The 16,482-nt window shown below is 64.8% G+C and carries 14 protein-coding genes; all 14 read right to left on the bottom strand.

Annotation, left to right across the window (positions count from 1 at the left end):
* Positions 1 to 197: 197 nt before the first annotated feature.
* Positions 198 to 1,517 (bottom strand): ATP-dependent protease ATPase subunit HslU, encoded by a 1,320-nt coding sequence (hslU, locus tag AB6724_RS07520; protein ID WP_369337887.1) that lies wholly within the window; start codon positions 1,515 to 1,517, stop codon positions 198 to 200.
* A 77-nt stretch (positions 1,518 to 1,594) separates the two neighbouring features.
* Positions 1,595 to 2,140, bottom strand: coding sequence for an ATP-dependent protease subunit HslV (gene hslV / locus AB6724_RS07515; protein WP_369337886.1), 546 nt, complete (start codon positions 2,138 to 2,140; stop codon positions 1,595 to 1,597).
* Between the two features lie 195 nt (positions 2,141 to 2,335).
* Positions 2,336 to 4,060: an STAS domain-containing protein gene (locus AB6724_RS07510; protein WP_369337885.1), complete on the bottom strand. Its 1,725-nt coding sequence runs from the start codon at positions 4,058 to 4,060 to the stop codon at positions 2,336 to 2,338.
* Positions 4,061 to 4,106: 46 nt separating this feature from the next.
* On the bottom strand, positions 4,107 to 4,850 hold the full coding sequence (gene dksA / locus AB6724_RS07505; protein ID WP_369337884.1) for an RNA polymerase-binding protein DksA: 744 nt from the start codon (positions 4,848 to 4,850) through the stop codon (positions 4,107 to 4,109).
* Between the two features lie 257 nt (positions 4,851 to 5,107).
* Complete coding sequence (locus AB6724_RS07500) at positions 5,108 to 6,208, bottom strand: CobW family GTP-binding protein (RefSeq protein ID WP_369337883.1); 1,101 nt, start codon at positions 6,206 to 6,208, stop codon at positions 5,108 to 5,110.
* A 203-nt stretch (positions 6,209 to 6,411) separates the two neighbouring features.
* Positions 6,412 to 7,464, bottom strand: coding sequence for a tyrosine recombinase XerC (locus tag AB6724_RS07495; RefSeq protein WP_369337882.1), 1,053 nt, complete (start codon positions 7,462 to 7,464; stop codon positions 6,412 to 6,414).
* A gap of 9 nt (positions 7,465 to 7,473) precedes the next feature.
* Positions 7,474 to 8,187, bottom strand: coding sequence for a DUF484 family protein (locus AB6724_RS07490; protein WP_369337881.1), 714 nt, complete (start codon positions 8,185 to 8,187; stop codon positions 7,474 to 7,476).
* A complete protein-coding gene (gene dapF / locus AB6724_RS07485) occupies positions 8,184 to 9,062 on the bottom strand; it encodes a diaminopimelate epimerase (protein ID WP_369337880.1) in 879 nt (292 codons plus the stop codon). The genes AB6724_RS07490 and dapF overlap by 4 nt, the downstream gene beginning before the upstream one ends.
* 49 nt (positions 9,063 to 9,111) lie before the next feature.
* Positions 9,112 to 9,666: a MarR family winged helix-turn-helix transcriptional regulator gene (locus tag AB6724_RS07480; RefSeq protein WP_369337879.1), complete on the bottom strand. Its 555-nt coding sequence runs from the start codon at positions 9,664 to 9,666 to the stop codon at positions 9,112 to 9,114.
* Between the two features lie 78 nt (positions 9,667 to 9,744).
* Positions 9,745 to 11,511, bottom strand: coding sequence for an acyl-CoA dehydrogenase family protein (locus AB6724_RS07475; protein ID WP_369337878.1), 1,767 nt, complete (start codon positions 11,509 to 11,511; stop codon positions 9,745 to 9,747).
* 157 nt (positions 11,512 to 11,668) lie between these two features.
* Positions 11,669 to 12,664: a Bug family tripartite tricarboxylate transporter substrate binding protein gene (locus AB6724_RS07470; RefSeq protein WP_369337877.1), complete on the bottom strand. Its 996-nt coding sequence runs from the start codon at positions 12,662 to 12,664 to the stop codon at positions 11,669 to 11,671.
* Positions 12,665 to 12,833: 169 nt separating this feature from the next.
* Positions 12,834 to 13,601, bottom strand: a complete 768-nt coding sequence (locus tag AB6724_RS07465; protein ID WP_369337876.1) for an SDR family NAD(P)-dependent oxidoreductase — start codon at positions 13,599 to 13,601, stop codon at positions 12,834 to 12,836.
* A gap of 44 nt (positions 13,602 to 13,645) precedes the next feature.
* Entirely contained in the window at positions 13,646 to 15,553 is a 1,908-nt protein-coding gene (locus AB6724_RS07460; RefSeq protein WP_369337875.1) for a feruloyl-CoA synthase, read from the bottom strand.
* Between the two features lie 36 nt (positions 15,554 to 15,589).
* Positions 15,590 to 16,372: a crotonase/enoyl-CoA hydratase family protein gene (locus AB6724_RS07455; RefSeq protein WP_369337874.1), complete on the bottom strand. Its 783-nt coding sequence runs from the start codon at positions 16,370 to 16,372 to the stop codon at positions 15,590 to 15,592.
* Between the last annotated feature and the right edge of the window lie 110 nt (positions 16,373 to 16,482).

Below are 16,482 nucleotides of genomic sequence, written 5' to 3'. Positions count from 1 at the left end.
GATGAAAAGAAAAGCCCCACCAGGAAAAATACCTTTCCTATACAAGCACTTAGCAAAACCTGTGCATGTGGACTCTCAATAGAAACGATCAATTGCAACGATTCAATTCAGGGTAAACAAGCTCCGTACTCACGCTGTTTTCCTACAAACGCAAACTGCCCGCGCAAGCGGGCAGTCCTATGGGCAGGCCGTGAACTTCACAAAATAAAGCGCGACAGATCCTCGTCCTGGCTCAGCATCTGCAAACGCTGATTTACATAGTCTGCGTCTATCGTCACCGTCTGCCCCGAAAGCTTGGCTGCATCGAAGCTGACTTCGTCCAGCAGACGCTCCATGACCGTGGACAGGCGCCGCGCACCGATGTTCTCGGTGCGCTCGTTGACCTCGAAGGCAATCGTGGCCAGACGCGTGATGCCGTCGGGTTGGAACTCCAGCGTCACGCCTTCGGTGGCGAGCAAGGCCTGATATTGTTTGACCAGAGAGGCGTGAGTCTGCATCAGAATGGCCTCGAAGTCCTGGACCGACAGGGAATCCAGTTCCACGCGAATGGGAAAGCGCCCCTGCAGTTCGGGAATCAGGTCGCTGGGCTTGGAGAGGTGAAAGGCACCCGAGGCGATGAACAGAATGTGATCGGTCTTGACCACACCGTATTTGGTCGACACCGATGTGCCTTCAACCAGCGGCAGCAGATCGCGCTGCACCCCCTGACGCGAAACATCGGAACCGCTGGTTTCCTGGCGCGTGGCCACCTTGTCGATTTCGTCGATGAAGACAATGCCGTTCTGCTCGGCATTGAGGATGGCGCGGTTTCGGACCTCCTCCTCGTTGACCATCTTGGCCGCTTCCTCGTCGGTCAGCAGCTTCAGGGCCTCGGCAATCCTGAGCTTGCGCGTCTTGCGCTTTTCCTGGCCCATGTGGCTGAACATGCCGCGCAACTGCTCGGCCATCTCCTCCATGCCTTGCGGACCCATGATCTGCACCTGAGGCATCTGCTCGGCGAGGTCGATCTCGATTTCCTTGTCGTCGAGCTGGCCTTCGCGCAGCTTCTTGCGGAACACCTGACGGGCCGTGCTGTCGGCAGCCGCCTCGCCGGTGCGTGCCTGCGGGATCAGCACGTCGAGGATGCGCTCCTCGGCCGCATCTTCGGCGCGGACGCGCATCTTCTTCATGTCGGACTCGCGCGTCTGCTTGACGGCGACCTCGGCCAAGTCGCGGATAATGGCATCCACATCCTTGCCCACATAGCCGACCTCGGTGAACTTGGTGGCCTCCACCTTGATGAAGGGCGCATCGGCCAGCTTGGCCAGGCGACGCGCGATCTCGGTCTTGCCCACGCCCGTGGGGCCGATCATCAGAATGTTCTTCGGCGTAATCTCGTGGCGCAGGCCTTCGGCAACCTGCTGACGGCGCCAGCGGTTGCGCAGCGCAATGGCCACGGCGCGCTTGGCGCCGTTTTGCCCGACGATGTGCTTGTCCAGCTCGGAGACGATCTCCTGGGGAGTCATGGCAGAGGACATTGAAAACTCTCAGTCAAACAAGCCTCGAACGCTTGTCAGTCAAGCGCATAAAGCTATCAATTCAGGACCCGAAGCGCTTACAGCGTTTCGATGGTGTGATTCATATTGGTGTAGATGCAGAGCTCGCCCGCGATGGCCAGCGACTTGCGCACCACGTCTTCGGCCGACAGCTCGGTGTTGTTGAGCAGCGCCTTGGCGGCCGAGTGCGCATAGGCACCGCCGGAACCTATGGCCACGATGCCTTGCTCGGGCTCGAGCACATCGCCGTTGCCCGTGATGATCAGCGAGGTCGTGGCATCGGCCACGGCCAGCATGGCCTCGAGCTTGCGCAGCACGCGGTCGGTGCGCCAGTCCTTGGTCAACTCGATGGCGGCGCGCGTCAGATGGCCCTGGTGCTTTTCGAGCTTGGCCTCGAAACGCTCGAACAGCGTGAAGGCATCGGCTGTGGCGCCCGCAAAGCCCGCCAGCACCTTGCCATGATAGAGCTTGCGCACCTTGCGCGCCGTGCCCTTGATGACGATATTGCCCAATGTGACCTGGCCATCACCGCCGATGGCGACTTGCACGCCCTCGGGAGTCTGGCGGCGCACGCTCAAAATGGTGGTGCCGTGAAACTGTTCCATCTGCTGTAGATGAGGACAAGGCAGCACAAGCTCAAGAGCTCAGGAAAATTTAATTTGAAGCACAGCGCTGGAACAAGCACGCACCAACTCAGGGACACCGAGCAAGAGCCGCCTCGCGGCGAAGGTGTCGTCTCCCTCCCGAAGAGAGAGAGGGGGAAGGCGGGGCCGCCTAGGCGCGCAGCGCCTCAGGGGGTGTCAATCTCTCCGTGGAATCACCTGCGCATGCTCCTGGATGCCCACGATATTGAAAAACACGGCCACGAGTTGGTGCAACTGGCTGAATTGCAGCACATGGCCCATGGCCTGCATGTCGGCGGCCCAGTTGAGCACCGAGCCGGCCGCGGCAAAGTCCATGCGCACCAGGCGCGAGCAGTCAACGGCAATCGTCTCGCCCAGCTTGGCCTTGTCCTGCACCGCCGCCAGCCAGGGCAGAGCATCGCCATCGATCACGCCCTGCAGCACGAATTGAGGCGCACGCTCGCGCCCCAATGCATCGGGCAGCATGGAGTCGGGTCCCTGCAGCGGCTTGGGCGCCTGCATCTGCGCATGGCCGTCCCGCATGAAACTGCCGACAGGATCCACCCACGACGGCGGCGAAACCTCGTAGGTCACGCAGTAATCCAGTGCGGCCAGCTCGAAGTCATCCTGCATATGCATCAGCCTCAGCAGGGCCAGACGCAGATGCCACCAGTCCTGGGCCACGCTCGCATCGCCGGACGGGCAGAGCTTGCCCATCACGGCCAGCAGGCGCTCGGTCCCGGCAAAGATCAGCTCGCCTTTCTCGTGGGTCCAGCGCTCCACCGCGGCCCGCAACGCCGGCAGCGCGGCGGGCGCCATGCCTTCCAGAGCGCTCCAGTCCATCAGCCAGGGGCTGGGGCTGCGCGACTTACTGGCCTGCAAGACCTTGAGAGCGGATTCGTCCAGTTGCAGCGGCGCCTGCCAGCGAAAGCCCTGGGCCACGGCGGCGCTGGTGTTGATAGTTTCGCTGAGCTGACCCGGCTGCTGCGGCATGGCAAACCATTGCGGGGCCGAGCGGCCAAAACGGGCCGCGAAGTCCAGGCCCGCATCATCGAACTGGGCCTGCCAGCCGGCAGCACGATACAGATCCAGCAGGGCCAGCCACAGCGGCAGCTGGCTCGGCAAATCCTGGGAGCGTTGGGCAATCAGCGCCTTGAGGCCTTTCTCGGCACCGGCGGCGTCGCCATTGGCAAAGACAATGGCCGACTCCTCAAGCACCGCGTCATGCTCGTAGCGCGCAAACGAAGGCGGCACCATGCTGACCGATGCCGGTGCGGATACCTGTGTCGAGGCAAAACCCGGGGTGAAATCCGTATCGCCGCGCATGCTGAGCAGGCCCGGCACGCCTGTGCCCGGGCTCTGCACGGTCTCCGGCAGCTTCAGATCGCTGGGCAGAGCGTCGCTGAGCAAGGGCAGCGGACAGCCCGGCGGCGGGGTTCTGAAGGACGAAGGCATGGTGTTGCCGCCCTCGGGCAGCTGCAGCGTCATGGTGGTGGCATCTGCGGCCTGCTTGCCACGCCACCATTGCTGGGCCATCTGGGCTTCGATCTCGTCGATCTTCCTGATCGTTTCGGCGCGCTCGCCGAGGTCGGTGCTGTGCGCCGTCTGCAGAAAGGACGAGGCGATCGCCGCCACCTTGGCCTCGGCCGCCGCAGCGGCCGGCCTGGAGGACTGCGCAAGCTGAGCCTGGCGCAGCTTGCGCAGCTGCTCGAACTCGCGCTTGCGCACAAAGTCGTTGCGGCGCTTGCGCTCCAGCATCTCCTTGAGTGCCTGCTTGCTGTACTGGCCTTCGTCGCTGTCCTGGTTCAGATTGTCCAGATCGGACCAGTTGACCGTAGGGTGGCGCACAAAGCGCACCACCTTGGAGAGCAACCCTCCCGACTTATTCTCTTCTCTTGCCATGATCAACTACTTTGGCGCTTGCAGCCCGTTCGGCACCTGATGCACATCAATCGCCGTACATCTTCTGCTTGAGTTCGCGACGCTGCTGGGCTTCCAGCGACAGTGTGGCCGTGGGACGGGCCAGCAGACGGCCCACACCGATGGGCTCGCCGGTCTCGTCGCAATAGCCGTAGTCGCCGGCATCGATGCGGGCGATGGACTGGTCGATCTTCTTGAGCAGCTTGCGCTCGCGGTCGCGCGTACGCAGCTCCAGCGCATGCTCTTCCTCGATCGTGGCGCGGTCGGCAGGATCGGGCACCACCACGGTGTCTTCACGCAGGTTCTCGGCGGTTTCACCGGCGTTCACATGCATGTCGTTCTTGAGCGCGACCAGCTTGCGGCGGAAGAAGGCCAGCTGGACATCGTTCATGTAATCGTCATCAGACATGGCCAGCACATCAGCATCGGTCAGCTCTTCCACCGACTTGGTCTTCCAGGCATTGGCCAGTTTGGGATCTTTTTTGGTCACGGCTTGCTTTGTGTTGGTCATAGCTTTCGTATCGCTCTTGCTTCCCGCGGCCTCGACTCCCGTGGGAGCCTGGGGCGGAACTTTCGTTTGGGGCTGCCGCGCAGGAGGCGTTGCAGAACGTTTGGTCTCGGACGGTACGGAAGATTTCCGCGGTGCAACAAGCGCCGGCTCCGGGCTGGCCGGGACCGCGTCCGCCAAAGAGGTCCTGGCGCTGCGGGCACGCACAGCGGACGCCGCAGCTGTAGCAGCGGCTCCGGGCTTGTTACGACTCACAGCGTTCACGTCCTGTCTCCTCACAGTACGGTGACCAGCACAGAACCGGATTGCTCCAGCCCCCTCTTTAGGGGCGGGATTGTAGCGATGCTCGCTCCCCTATCCCCCGACCGTTGCACATACCCCACACATACAGGGTCCGACTTCGGCAAATCCTTTGCAGTTTGCGAGAGATATCGACGCAAACAAACGGCCTGCTAGGCAGGCCGTCAGTCATTGTCAGCAATGGAAAGCGCAAACCGCAGCATCTTTCCATGTCAGAAGCATTACACCAGGCACTGGTCCAGCCCCTGACGAAGGATATCCTGCGGCAGGTCGATGCCGATAAAGACCATCTTACTCTCACGCTTTTCGTCGGCCGCCCATTCGGGGCCCAGATCGCTGCCCATGAGCTGGTGCACGCCCTGGAAGATCACCTTGCGGCCCGTGCCCTTCATGTCGAGCACGCCCTTGTAGCGCAGCATCTTGGGGCCGTAGATGTTGACGATGGCGCCCAGGAAGTCTTCGAGCTTGGCAGGGTCGAACGCGCGCTCGGCGCGGTAGACAAAGCTCTTCACGTCGTCATCGTGGTGATGGTGGTGCGGGTGATGGCAATGTTCGCCGTGCTCGTGGTCATGGTGCTCGTGGCCGCAATGCGCGTCGTGCTCGTGACCATGGTCGTGATCGCAATGGCCGTGCTCATGGTCGCAGTGGCTGTGGTCATGCTCGTCTTCCTGGAGGAAGTCGGGATCGATGTCCAGCTTGGCGTTCAGATTGAAGCCGCGCAGATCGAACACCTCGGTGAGCGGCACATCGCCAAAATGCACGGCACGGATGGGCGCGCGCGGATTCATATGCTTGAGGCGGTGGATCAGTTCATCCTTTTCGCCTTCCGTCACCAGGTCGGTCTTGGACAGGAACATCTGGTCGGCAAAGCCCACCTGGCGGCGCGCCTCCTGCCGGTCATCGAGCTGCTGGTTGGCATGCTTGGCATCGACCAGGGTGATGATGGAGTCGATCAGATAGGTCTCGGCAATCTCGTCGTCCATGAAAAAGGTCTGGGCCACGGGGCCGGGGTCGGCCAGGCCCGTGGTTTCGATGACGATGCGGTCGAAGTCGACCAGGCCCTTGCGGCGCTTGGCGGCCAGCAGCTGCAGGGCCTCGCGCAGGTCTTCGCGGATGGTGCAGCAGATGCAGCCGTTGCTCATCTGCAGAATCTGCTCGGTGGACTCGGTCCTGAGAATGTCGGTGTCGATATTTTCCTCGCCGAACTCGTTCTCGATCACGGCAATCTTCATGCCGTGGGATTCGTGCAGCACGCGCTTGAGCAGCGTGGTTTTGCCCGAGCCCAGAAAGCCCGTAAGGATGGTGACTGGAATGAGAGACATGCTTTGAAACCTTTTGCTGCGGCCGGATGCAGGGCGCACCCGCCAAAAAACACGCGAAGCTGGGCTGCGAAAAACACAGCCTCGGTGACAACAGCTGGGGAGTGTAGCGGTGCTTTCAAGCGCGCACTGCGGCCAGGGCTGCCGCAAATACCGGACGCAATCGAGCCATAGCGCTTATGTGGATTGCGCCTGTAGCTATCAAATCAGGAATCATCTTCCGGCGTATCGCCGCGCCCGGTGGGCGTTGCGGGACGCTCGGGCTGGCGCCTGGCTCGCGGATGGGCATGCTCATAGGCCTGGGCCAGATGCTGAAAATCCAGCCGCGTATAGATCTGCGTGGTGGCGATGCTGGAATGCCCCAGCAGCTCCTGCACGGCACGCAGATCGCCGCTGGATTGCAGCATATGGCTGGCAAACGAATGGCGCAGCACATGCGGATGCACGCCCGAAGCCAGCCCCGCCTGCTGGCCGCGCTGCTTGAGCCGCGACCAGACCGACTGGCCGCCGAGACGCTCGCCCCGGCGACCTATGAACAAGGCCGCTTCATCCTGCGCCCTAGCCTGGGCGGCGCCCGTCAATCCCGCACTGCGCAACGCCAACCAGGCCTGCAGGGCCTGGGCTGCCATGCGCCCCACGGGCACGATGCGACGCTTGCCGCCTTTGCCCTGCACATGGGCATCGCCCGCTTCCAGGTCAATCCAGCCCCGGCCCTGCTGCTGCGTGCTTTGGTCGGGCCGTACATCCAGTCCCACCAGCTCGGCCACGCGCAGGCCGCAGCTGTAGAGCAGCTCGGTCATGGCGGCATCGCGCGCCTCCAGCCAGGGATCGGCCGCTGGATTGTGAAAGCTGGCCAGTTGCACGGCGTCATCCACGCCCAGCGCCTTGGGCAGGGGTTTGGGCGCCTTGGGGCCGCGCACGCCCTCCACGGGATTGAACGGCACCAGCTCCTGCCGGGCCGCCCAGCGGAAAAAGCTGCGCCAGCCCGAAAGAATCAGCGCAATGCCGCGGGCGCTGCGCCCGGCACCATGCATTTGCGCAGCAAAGCGACGGATATGCATGGGCTGCAGGGCCAGCAGCTCTAGACGCAGCTCCTGCGCCAAGGCCTGCAGCTTGATCAGGTCCAGCGCATACAGCGTGTGGGTGCGCTCGGCCAGGCGCTTTTGCACCCGCACATGCTCGAGATAGGTTCGGGCGACCTCGGGCAGGCGGGCGAACTGCTCTTCAAACGAGAGCTGCTGCTCCTGTGGCGAGGCCATGGTCGCCGGTCAGCCGCGGGCCAGCGTCAGCGGGACTGGGCGCATGCGCGACAGCGAGGCGCTGGCGAGCTCGGAGATACGCGCCAGGAATTCCGTGCCCATGGTGGCGTCGAAGCGCAGCGGGTCGGGCGAGCCCAGCACCAGCATGCCGAAGGCATTGGAGGTGCTGTCCATGGCACCGTCATGCAGGGTCAGCAGGGCCACCGACTGCACGGCGTCGGGCTGGGGCAGCCAGTGCACGGGCTCGAAGCCCATGTTCGGGCCGCAGAACGGCATGGTCAGCGATGCCGCAAAGGCCCGGGCGTCCTCGCTCACGCCCATGGTGTAGACGGTGCCCGAATGCGCGCCCGCCACATTCCACAGGCGCAGCGCCACCTGGGGGATATCGAACATATGCTGCAGGCTGGCGGTCAGCACATGGGGCAGCTCGCGCAGGTCCTGGACCTTGACCAGCGCATGGGTCCACTGGTGGATCTTCTGCGCGATGGAGGCGTTCTCGCTGCCGTGGCGCATCATGTCCATGATGCGGTGCTCCAGCACCTTGATCTTCTCGCGCAGCATCTCGGCCTGGCGCTCCTGCAGGCTCACGGCACGCGGGCCGTGGCCGCTGAGCAGTTGCACACCGGTCAGCATCTCGGCATGACGCTCGAAAAACTCGGGGGTTTGCTGGAGATAGTCGGCAATCGCCTCTTCGGTCATTGCGTTGTCGGTGATGCTGTTCATAGCGTATCGGGTATCTCGATCTGGCCTTCAAAAACAAACTCTGCGGGGCCGGTCATGCGCACGCGATCCTGCGCCCCACCTGCCCATTCAATGGTCAGCAGACCGCCATGGGTGTGCACGTCCACCTTGCCGTCCAGCAGGCCCCAGCCTATGCCGGCCACCACGGCGGCGCAGGCTCCGGTGCCGCAGGCCAGGGTCTCACCGGCACCGCGCTCATAGACCCGCAGCTTCACTTCGCCGCGGCCCACGATCTGCATAAAGCCCGCATTCACGCGCTGAGGAAAACGTGCATGGTTCTCGATCAGCGGCCCCCAGGCCAGCACCGGCGCCGCTTCCACATCGTCCACCAGCTGCACCGCATGCGGGTTGCCCATGGACACCGGCGCTATCCAGACCGTAGCAGGTGGCACGACGCCATCCAGCGCCAGCGGCCATTTTTGTGCGGATCCCAGGAGCTGCGGCTGCAGGCCGGCGGTATCGAACGGCACCAGGGCCGGATTCAGCTGGGGTGCGCCCATGTCCACGGTGACGCGACCGCTGCCGTGGATTTCTGGAGCGATCACGCCGGACAAGGTCTGCACGCGGATCACGCTTTTATCGGTCAGGCCCTTGTCGTGCACATAGCGCGCAAAGCAGCGTGCGCCGTTGCCGCACTGCTCCACCTCGCCGCCATCGGCGTTGTGGATCACATACTCAAAATCCACGCCGGCCGCAGGCGCGGGGCGCACGCTGAGGATCTGGTCGGCGCCCACGCCGAAGTGGCGGTCGGCCAGATAGCGGTACTGGGCCGCGCTCAGGCCCAGGCGGCCTTGGGTTTCGTCGAGCACCACAAAATCGTTGCCCGCGCCCTGCATCTTGGTGAAGCGAATCTGCATGATCCGCACATTATCCTACCGGCCGCGGAGTCCGGGCCATGCCTGGCGATCAGCGGTACAGCTTTTGCAACAGATGCATGAGCTGCACCCGCTCGGCCTCGCTCAGATGAGCGACGGCTTTTTCCTCGCTGCTCTTGAGCTGGGGCTCCGCCGTGTCCACCAGCTCGCGCCCCGAAGCGGTCAGGTACAGGCCGGTGGCGCGGCCGTCGCGCGGGTGCGGGCGCCGCTCCAGAAAATCGCGCCGCGCCAGCGCATCGATCATGCCCACCATATTGGGCGGCAGCATGTCCAGCTGCTGGCACAGCTGGCGCGAGGTGATGCCAGGATTGCGGCCCACCAGCGACAGCACGGAAAACTCCACGATCTTGAGATCGAAGCGCGTCATGCACTTCATGAACACGCCGACCAGGGACAGAGAGGCACGGCGCGCGTTATAGCCCAGCAGCGACTCCAGGAAGCTGGCATTGACCGTGTCCACGGCAAACACCTCGGCACCGCCCGCATCCTCAGCCGGGACGCTGTCCTCGGCAGCAGCTCTGGCACGCTTGCCGCGCAAGGCGCGCGCGGGCCTGGTTGCGGTTTCGGCGGTCTTGTGAGCGGGCATAGGGTGTGTCAACTTCAGGAGCCAGGGGCGATGGACAGACCGCAATTTTGCCGGTTTCGGCCACTCTTGTAGAGCAGTTCATGGCCTGGCCGGGGCAAACACCTGATTGCCGTGCACCACAGAGGCCTGGCTCCACTGTGCCTTCATCAGGCTCAGGCGCCAGTCCAGCTCCGGTAATATGCGTTGCTGCAGCTGTCGAAGCGGTCCCTGCCAGCGCTCGCCTTCGGCCCCTTCCGTGGCCGCTATGCGTGCCCAGGCCCAGCCCAGCAGGGTCACGGCCACGCAGCGCAGATAGTCGTCGGCGACGCGCCAGGCCAGCGTCTGATCGTCCGCACAGGCCTGCGCCAACACCGTGGTGAAGTAGCGCAGCTGCGCCAGGCAGCGCAGCACCTCGGCGTCCAGGACCCGGGCCGCATCCAGGCTTTTGCGCAGTCCCAGCAGCCACTGGCCCATGGACTGGCCGCCATCGGGCAGGACCTTGCGCACCAGCAGGTCGATGGCCTGGATCTCGTTCGTGCCTTCGTAGATCATGGCCACGCGCGAATCGCGCACGATCTGCTCTATGCCCCATTCGCGGATATAGCCGTGGCCACCAAAGACCTGCAGGCAGGCGCTAGCGCCTTCAAAAGCCTGCTGCGTCCATGCGGCCTTGAGCACCGGGGTGATCAGGCTGCACCACTGCAGGGCCTGTTCGCGCTCGCGCTCATCTGCGGCATGGCGCGCCACATCCAGATGGACGCCAGTCTGATAGGCCAGCACGCGCCCGCCATCCACCCAGGCCCTTTGCAGATCGAGCGTTCGCCGGATCGCCGGGTGCTCGATGATCAGATCCGCCACCTCGCCCGCACCGCGCGAGGCCGGCACGGCCCCCGGCGCCCGCATCTGGCGGCGCTCCAGCGCATAGGCCTGGGCCTTCTGCCAGGCCGCATCGAGCAGGCCTATGCCCTGCAGCGCCACATGCAGGCGTGCGGCATTCATCATCACGAACATGGCGTTCAGGCCCGCGCCGGGCCGGCCTATCAGCCAGCCCGTGGCGCCATCGAAACGCATCACGCAGGTGGGGCTGCCATGCAGGCCCATCTTCTCCTCGATGCGCTCGCAGACCACGGTATTGCGCCGGCCGTCCGGCAGCAGCCTGGGCACCAGAAACAGCGACAAGCCCTTGGGTCCGGCCGCAGCGTCCGGCAGCCGGGCCAGCACCAGGTGCACGATGTTCTCGGTCAAGTCGTGCTCGCCGCCCGAGATAAAGATCTTGCTGCCGCTGATCTCGTAGCCATCCCCCAGCTCCGTAGCTCCCGCAGGCAGGGCCTGGGTTCTGACCTGGCCGAGGTCGCTGCCCGCATGGGCTTCGGTCAGGCACATGGTGGCCAGCCATTCGCCGCTGGCTATCTTTGACAGATAGGCGGCCTTGAGCGCCTCGCTGCCATGGTGCTTGAGGCATTCATAGGCACCGTGCAGCAGGCCCGGCGCCATGGTCCAGCCATGGTTGGCCGCGCTCAGCCATTCGTAGAGCACACCTTCCAGCACCCAGGGCAGGCCCTGGCCGCCGTCTTCCACGGCGCAGGCCAGGGCCGGCCAGCCCGCCTGCCAGAAGTCCCGGTAGGCCCGGGCAAACCCCGGTGGCGTGGTGACGCAACCGGCATTGAACTGCGCGCCCACCTCATCGCCCGCGCGCGACAGCGGCGCCACCACGGCGCCCACCCATTTCCCGGCTTCGTCCAGCACCTGGCGCATCAGTGCCCGGTCGGTCTCGCCATGCGCGGACAGGCGCTGCAGCTGCCGGTCCGCCTTGAGCACATCAAACAGAAGAAAAGCGTTGTCGTCGCCGAGAGGCTGGTAGGACATAAGAGCTTGGATGTAAGGCTAAAACACAGCGGCCAGACGCTGGTGCGCCGGCCTCAATCCCGGCATGGCGGGCGGCATCAGGGGCGCCCGGCAAGGGCCGCCCCACGGCAAAGGCACCGCCCCCCCCCGAGGGAAGCGGCGCAGCCGGTCAAAGGGATCAGGAATCCCCGTTAAAGCCGATCTGCTTGACCAGGGGACCCCAGCGCTCGTACTCGGCCTGCTGAGATCTGGCCATTTCCTCGGGCGTGGAGCTGGTGACGATCAGACCCACGACGCCCAGGCTTTCCTTCACGGAATCGCTCTTGAGCGCCTGGACAATGGCCGCATGGGCGCGCGCGCGCACCTCGGCAGGCGTCTTGGCATTGGCATAGAAGCCAAACCATTCCTCGGTGGTCAGGTCGTTGAAGCCCTGCTCCGCAAACGTGGGCACATTGGGCAGATAGGGGTTGCGCTTGGGACCGCTGGTCGCCAGCACCCGCAGCTTGCCGGCCCGGTAATAGCTGAGGAAGTCGCCGCTGGGGCCCATCATGGTGGATATCTGGCCGCCGACCAGATCGGACACGCCCGGAGCCATGCCGCGGTAAGGCACATGGTTGAGCTTGACGCCGGAGCGCAGGCTCAGCAGCGCGCCTATCAGGTGCGGCAGAGAACCCGCACCGGGGCTGCCGAAGTTGGCCTGCTCCGGATTGGCCTTGGCCCATTCCAGATAGTCCTTGAGACTCTTGACGCTGGCCGGCACCGCGGGCCCCACGGCCAGGCCATGATGCATGATGGCCCCGATGGACAGGGGATGGAAATCCTCGGGCTTGTAGCTCAGCTTGCTGTAGATGAAGGGATAGACGGAGAAGGCCGACACCTGGCTCAGGGCGATCACCGAGCCGTCGCCGCTCGCCGAACGCAGCGCTTCCAGTGCAATGCGGCCGCCCGCACCCGGCTTGTTTTCCACCACCCCCATATTCTTGGTATAGGCCGATCCGCCCAGCTTCTCGCCCACGCGGCGGGCCACGGAGTCCCCGGCGCTGCCCGCGGGGAAGCCATACAGAATGCGCACCTGCTCGATAGGCCCGCCCTGCGCCCTGGCGGCCATGGGCCCCAGCGCAGCCATCGCAGCGCTTGCACTCAGCCCTTTGACGAAATTTCTACGGTCTTGCATGGTTTGTCTCCTCTTAGAAATATGGTGGACTCTGCGTTCCTATGAATCGAATCAAGATGCCGGCCGGCACCAGGCTAGAGACACCGAGCAAGGGCCTGGACCGGCGGCGCTGCAGCGACGGTGTCGTCCCCCTCTGAGGGCTGGCACTTAGCGCCTCAGGGGGATGGCTTTACCTTGGCGCCATGCGCAGCGCGCCATCCAGCCGTATGACTTCGCCGTTCAGATGGCCGTTGTGCACGATGTGCAGGGCCAGCTCGGCAAACTCCGAGGGCTTGCCCAGGCGCGGCGGAAAGGGAATCGACGCAGCCAGCGACTGCTGCACGGCCTCGGGCAGCTCCTGCATCAGCGGCGTGGCAAACAGCCCCGGCGCCACGGTGCAGACGCGTATGCCATGCTGGGCCAGATCGCGCGCCATGGGCAGCGTCATGCCGACCAGGCCGCCCTTGGAGGCGCTATAGGCCTGCTGGCCCACCTGGCCGTCGAATGCTGCCACCGAGGCGGTGTAGAGGATCACGCCGCGCGCGCCGTCGTCCAGAGCGTCCAGCCTGGCGCAGCGCGCCGCAAACAGCCGCGTCATGTTGTAGCTGCCGATCAGATTCACGCGGATCACGCGCTCGAAGTCGTCCAGCGGCGCGGGCTCGCCATCGCGGCCGATCACGCGCTTGGCCGTGCCTATGCCGGCCACATTCATGAGAATGCGCGCATCCGTGCCCCAGTGCGCGCGGATCTGATCGAGAGCCGCCGTCACGCTGACGGCGTCGCAGATATCGCACTCCAGCGCCAGGCCGCCGATGTCGGCGGCCACGGCCCTGGCCTTGTCGAGCTGGCGGTCCAGCACCGCCACCTTGGCGCCGGCTGCCGCCAGCGCACGGGCCGTGGCTTCGCCCAGGCCAGAGGCGCCGCCGGTCACGATGGCGATCCGATCTTGAACTTGCATTTCGCTATCCTTTTAAAAGCTGCTTGCGCTTGTTGACAGTGAACTCAGGCCTGTTTTGGCTTCAGGACAAACGGCAGGTTCTCCGCATACAGACCCTCCACCAGATCGGCGCGGTGCTGCAGGACCGCACGCTGGTTGATGGAGCCCTTGTCCGTGACCTCGCCCAGGTCCAGCGAGGGCGCGCGCGTGGAGGCCACGGCTCTGGCGATGCGCGTGGCGCTGCCGGTCGCCGTCTGCGCCAGCTGGTCGAGCACGGTCTGCAGATGCTGCTGCACGGGCGCGCTGTGCATGATCTGCTCCAGCGTGGCATCTGCCCCCAGGCCGCTGAGTGCGGCGCAGGCCGGGGTGCCGAAGACGATGGCGCCCACTTCCTTGCGGTCCAGCCCGGTCAGCACCACATCCTGGATATAGGGCGCACCCGCATGGATGATCTTCGCGCGCAGCGGCCCCACGTTGACGAAAGTGCCCGTGGCCAGCTTGAAGTCCTCGGCAATGCGACCGTCGAAACGCAGGCCCTGGTTGCGGTCCTGCGGATCGCGCCACTGCACGGCGTCGCCGGTGCGGAAAAAGCCTTCTTCATCGAAGGCCTGGGCCGTGGCCTCGGGCGCACGCCAGTAGCCGGGCGTGACATTGGGACCGCGGTAGCGCACTTCGAGCTTGCCGTCGACGGGCGCCAGCTTGAGCTCCAGCCCCGGCACGGGCACGCCCAGATCGCCGGAGCGCACATCGGGCCGGTTGATGAACAGCGCCGAGGGCGAGGATTCGGTCATGCCCAGGCCCGTGCCCATCACGATGCGCTCGCCGCATTCGCTTTCCTGCGTGCGGTGCAGGCTGTCCCAGACCGGCTGGGCCAGGGAGGCTCCCGCATAGAAGAACACCTTGACCCGCTTGAGCAGACTGGTGCGCAGCTGCGCATCGCTCTCCATGGCGCACGCAATATACTCAAAGCCCGTGGGCACGTTGAAGTACACGGTGGGCGAGATCTCGCGCAGATTGCGCAGGGTCTCGGCAATGCCCGCGGCCGTGGGCTTGCCCTCGTCGATATACACCGTGCCGCCGTGATACAGCGCCAGGCCTAGGTTCTTGTTGCCGCCGAAAGTGTGGTTCCAGGGCAGCCAGTCCACCAGCACGGGCGGGCCCTTGGCCATATCGGGCATGGTCTGGGCGATCTGCTGCTGGTTCGCGCACCACATGCGGTGGGTGTTGATCACGGCCTTGGGCAGCTTGGTCGAGCCCGAGGTGAACAGGAACTTGGTGATCGTGTCCGGTCCCGTGGCCCGCATGGCCGCGTCCACGGCGGGCGTGGGCTGTGTTGCCAGCAGCTCGGCGAACCGGGTATGCGGCGCAGCCTCGGCCGCGCTGCTGCGGTAAACCACTTCGCAGTCCGCCGGCAGCACGGCCCGTACCGCCTTGTCATAGCGCGCCGCGTCGCTCGCAAAGATCAGGCCGGGACTGAGCGTCTCCACCACATGGCGCAGCTTGGCGTAATCGCTGCTGACCAGCGAATAGGCGGTGGAGACCGAGCAGTACGGCACGCCCGCATACAGACAGCCCATGGCCAGCAGCGCATGGTCCAGATCGTTCTCGCTGAGGATGATGACGGGCCGCTCGGCGCCAAGCCCGCGCGCCACCAGCGCCTGGCCTATGCTGCGCGCGGCCGCCAGGGCCTGCGCATAGCTGATGTGCCGCCAGTCGCCCGTGCCGCCGCCGGCAAGCCGTTCGCGCTGGGCGATGAAACTGTGATCGGGCGTGGCCTGCGCCCAGTGCACCAGCCGGTCCGTCATGCGCTGCGCATGGGGCGCGAGTTCCCGATCGGAACGCACATAGAAGCTGCCATCGGCCGCTTCGCGCACCTGGATGCTGCGTACGCCAAACTCCAGCTCCCGGTAGCGGGGGGAGGCATCTCCCTCTACCCTGTCCCTGGCCTGCGGCGCTGTGCTTGTCTCCTGCATTGTCTTGGTCTCCACAGCTTGTGATATCGCCAGGCTTCAGTCTTTGCTGACCTTGGCGGCCCGCCCTTCGAGGAACTCCTGCAGACGGTACTTGGCCTCCGGCGCGCTCTGGGCGATGGCGGCCATCAGCGCCTCGGTCATCAGCCCCTGATCCGCAGGCTGCTCCGCGATGCGCGGCAAAGCATGCATCAGCGCGTAATTGGTCATGGGCGCGTTCTCGGCAATGCGCAGGGCCAGCTCCACGGCTTTTTCCAGCGCCTGGCCTTCGGGCACCAGGTATTGCGACAGGCCTACGCGCTCGCCCTCCTCGGCCTTGTACACGCGGCCCGTGAACATCATGTCGGCCATGCGCGCGGCGCCTATCAGGCGCGGAATGCGCACCGAGCCACCGCCGCCCACGAAGATGCCGCGCGAGCCCTCGGGCAAGGCATAGAAAGTGCTGGCATCCGCCACACGGATATGGCAGGCGCTGGCCAGCTCCAGCCCGCCGCCGACCACGGCGCCGTGCAGCGCCGCCACCACGGGCACGGCGCCAAACTGAACCTGGCGCAGCGCTTCATGCCACATGCGCGAGTGATGCACACCCTGGGCCGCATCGCGCTCCGTCAGCTCGCTGAGGTCCAGGCCTGCGCAGAAATGCGGGCCGTCGCCATCCACCACGGCCGCCCGCACGTCGGCGGGCAGATTCAGAAACACATCGCGCAGGCCCAGCACCAATCCATCGGACAAGGCATTGCGCTTGGCCGCGCGCATCAGGCGGATCACGGCCACCTGCTGGGCTTCGCCACGGAACTCAACTGCAATTTCTTTATGAGTCATAACCATTCCTTTGCATCATTATTGTTATTTCAAATAATCAATTGCAAGACATTCGACGCACTTCGGCCTCAGTGCTTTCCCGAGTCGGGGCACGCCGGCGTGGCGTCTGG

The sequence above is a fragment of the Comamonas guangdongensis genome (assembly GCF_041079535.1).
Classification (GTDB): domain Bacteria; phylum Pseudomonadota; class Gammaproteobacteria; order Burkholderiales; family Burkholderiaceae_C; genus Comamonas; species Comamonas guangdongensis.
The sequence above is the reverse complement of the archived record's forward strand: the minus strand, read 5'-3'. Positions and strand labels throughout refer to the sequence as shown.

Excerpts from the sequence above, each read along its gene's own strand:
- AB6724_RS07475 (WP_369337878.1), bottom strand. The coding sequence starts at position 11,511 with ATGTCCTACCAGCCTCTCGGCGACGACAACGCTTTTCTTCTGTTTGAT.
- AB6724_RS07495 (WP_369337882.1), bottom strand. The coding sequence starts at position 7,464 with ATGGCCTCGCCACAGGAGCAGCAGCTCTCGTTTGAAGAGCAGTTCGCC.
- AB6724_RS07460 (WP_369337875.1), bottom strand. The coding sequence starts at position 15,553 with ATGCAGGAGACAAGCACAGCGCCGCAGGCCAGGGACAGGGTAGAGGGA.
- hslV (WP_369337886.1), bottom strand. The coding sequence starts at position 2,140 with ATGGAACAGTTTCACGGCACCACCATTTTGAGCGTGCGCCGCCAGACT.
- AB6724_RS07500 (WP_369337883.1), bottom strand. The coding sequence starts at position 6,208 with ATGTCTCTCATTCCAGTCACCATCCTTACGGGCTTTCTGGGCTCGGGC.
- AB6724_RS07470 (WP_369337877.1), bottom strand. The coding sequence starts at position 12,664 with ATGCAAGACCGTAGAAATTTCGTCAAAGGGCTGAGTGCAAGCGCTGCG.
- dapF (WP_369337880.1), bottom strand. The coding sequence starts at position 9,062 with ATGCAGATTCGCTTCACCAAGATGCAGGGCGCGGGCAACGATTTTGTG.
- AB6724_RS07510 (WP_369337885.1), bottom strand. The coding sequence starts at position 4,060 with ATGGCAAGAGAAGAGAATAAGTCGGGAGGGTTGCTCTCCAAGGTGGTG.
- AB6724_RS07480 (WP_369337879.1), bottom strand. The coding sequence starts at position 9,666 with ATGCCCGCTCACAAGACCGCCGAAACCGCAACCAGGCCCGCGCGCGCC.
- hslU (WP_369337887.1), bottom strand. The coding sequence starts at position 1,517 with ATGTCCTCTGCCATGACTCCCCAGGAGATCGTCTCCGAGCTGGACAAG.
- AB6724_RS07455 (WP_369337874.1), bottom strand. The coding sequence starts at position 16,372 with ATGACTCATAAAGAAATTGCAGTTGAGTTCCGTGGCGAAGCCCAGCAG.
- AB6724_RS07465 (WP_369337876.1), bottom strand. The coding sequence starts at position 13,601 with ATGCAAGTTCAAGATCGGATCGCCATCGTGACCGGCGGCGCCTCTGGC.
- AB6724_RS07490 (WP_369337881.1), bottom strand. The coding sequence starts at position 8,187 with ATGAACAGCATCACCGACAACGCAATGACCGAAGAGGCGATTGCCGAC.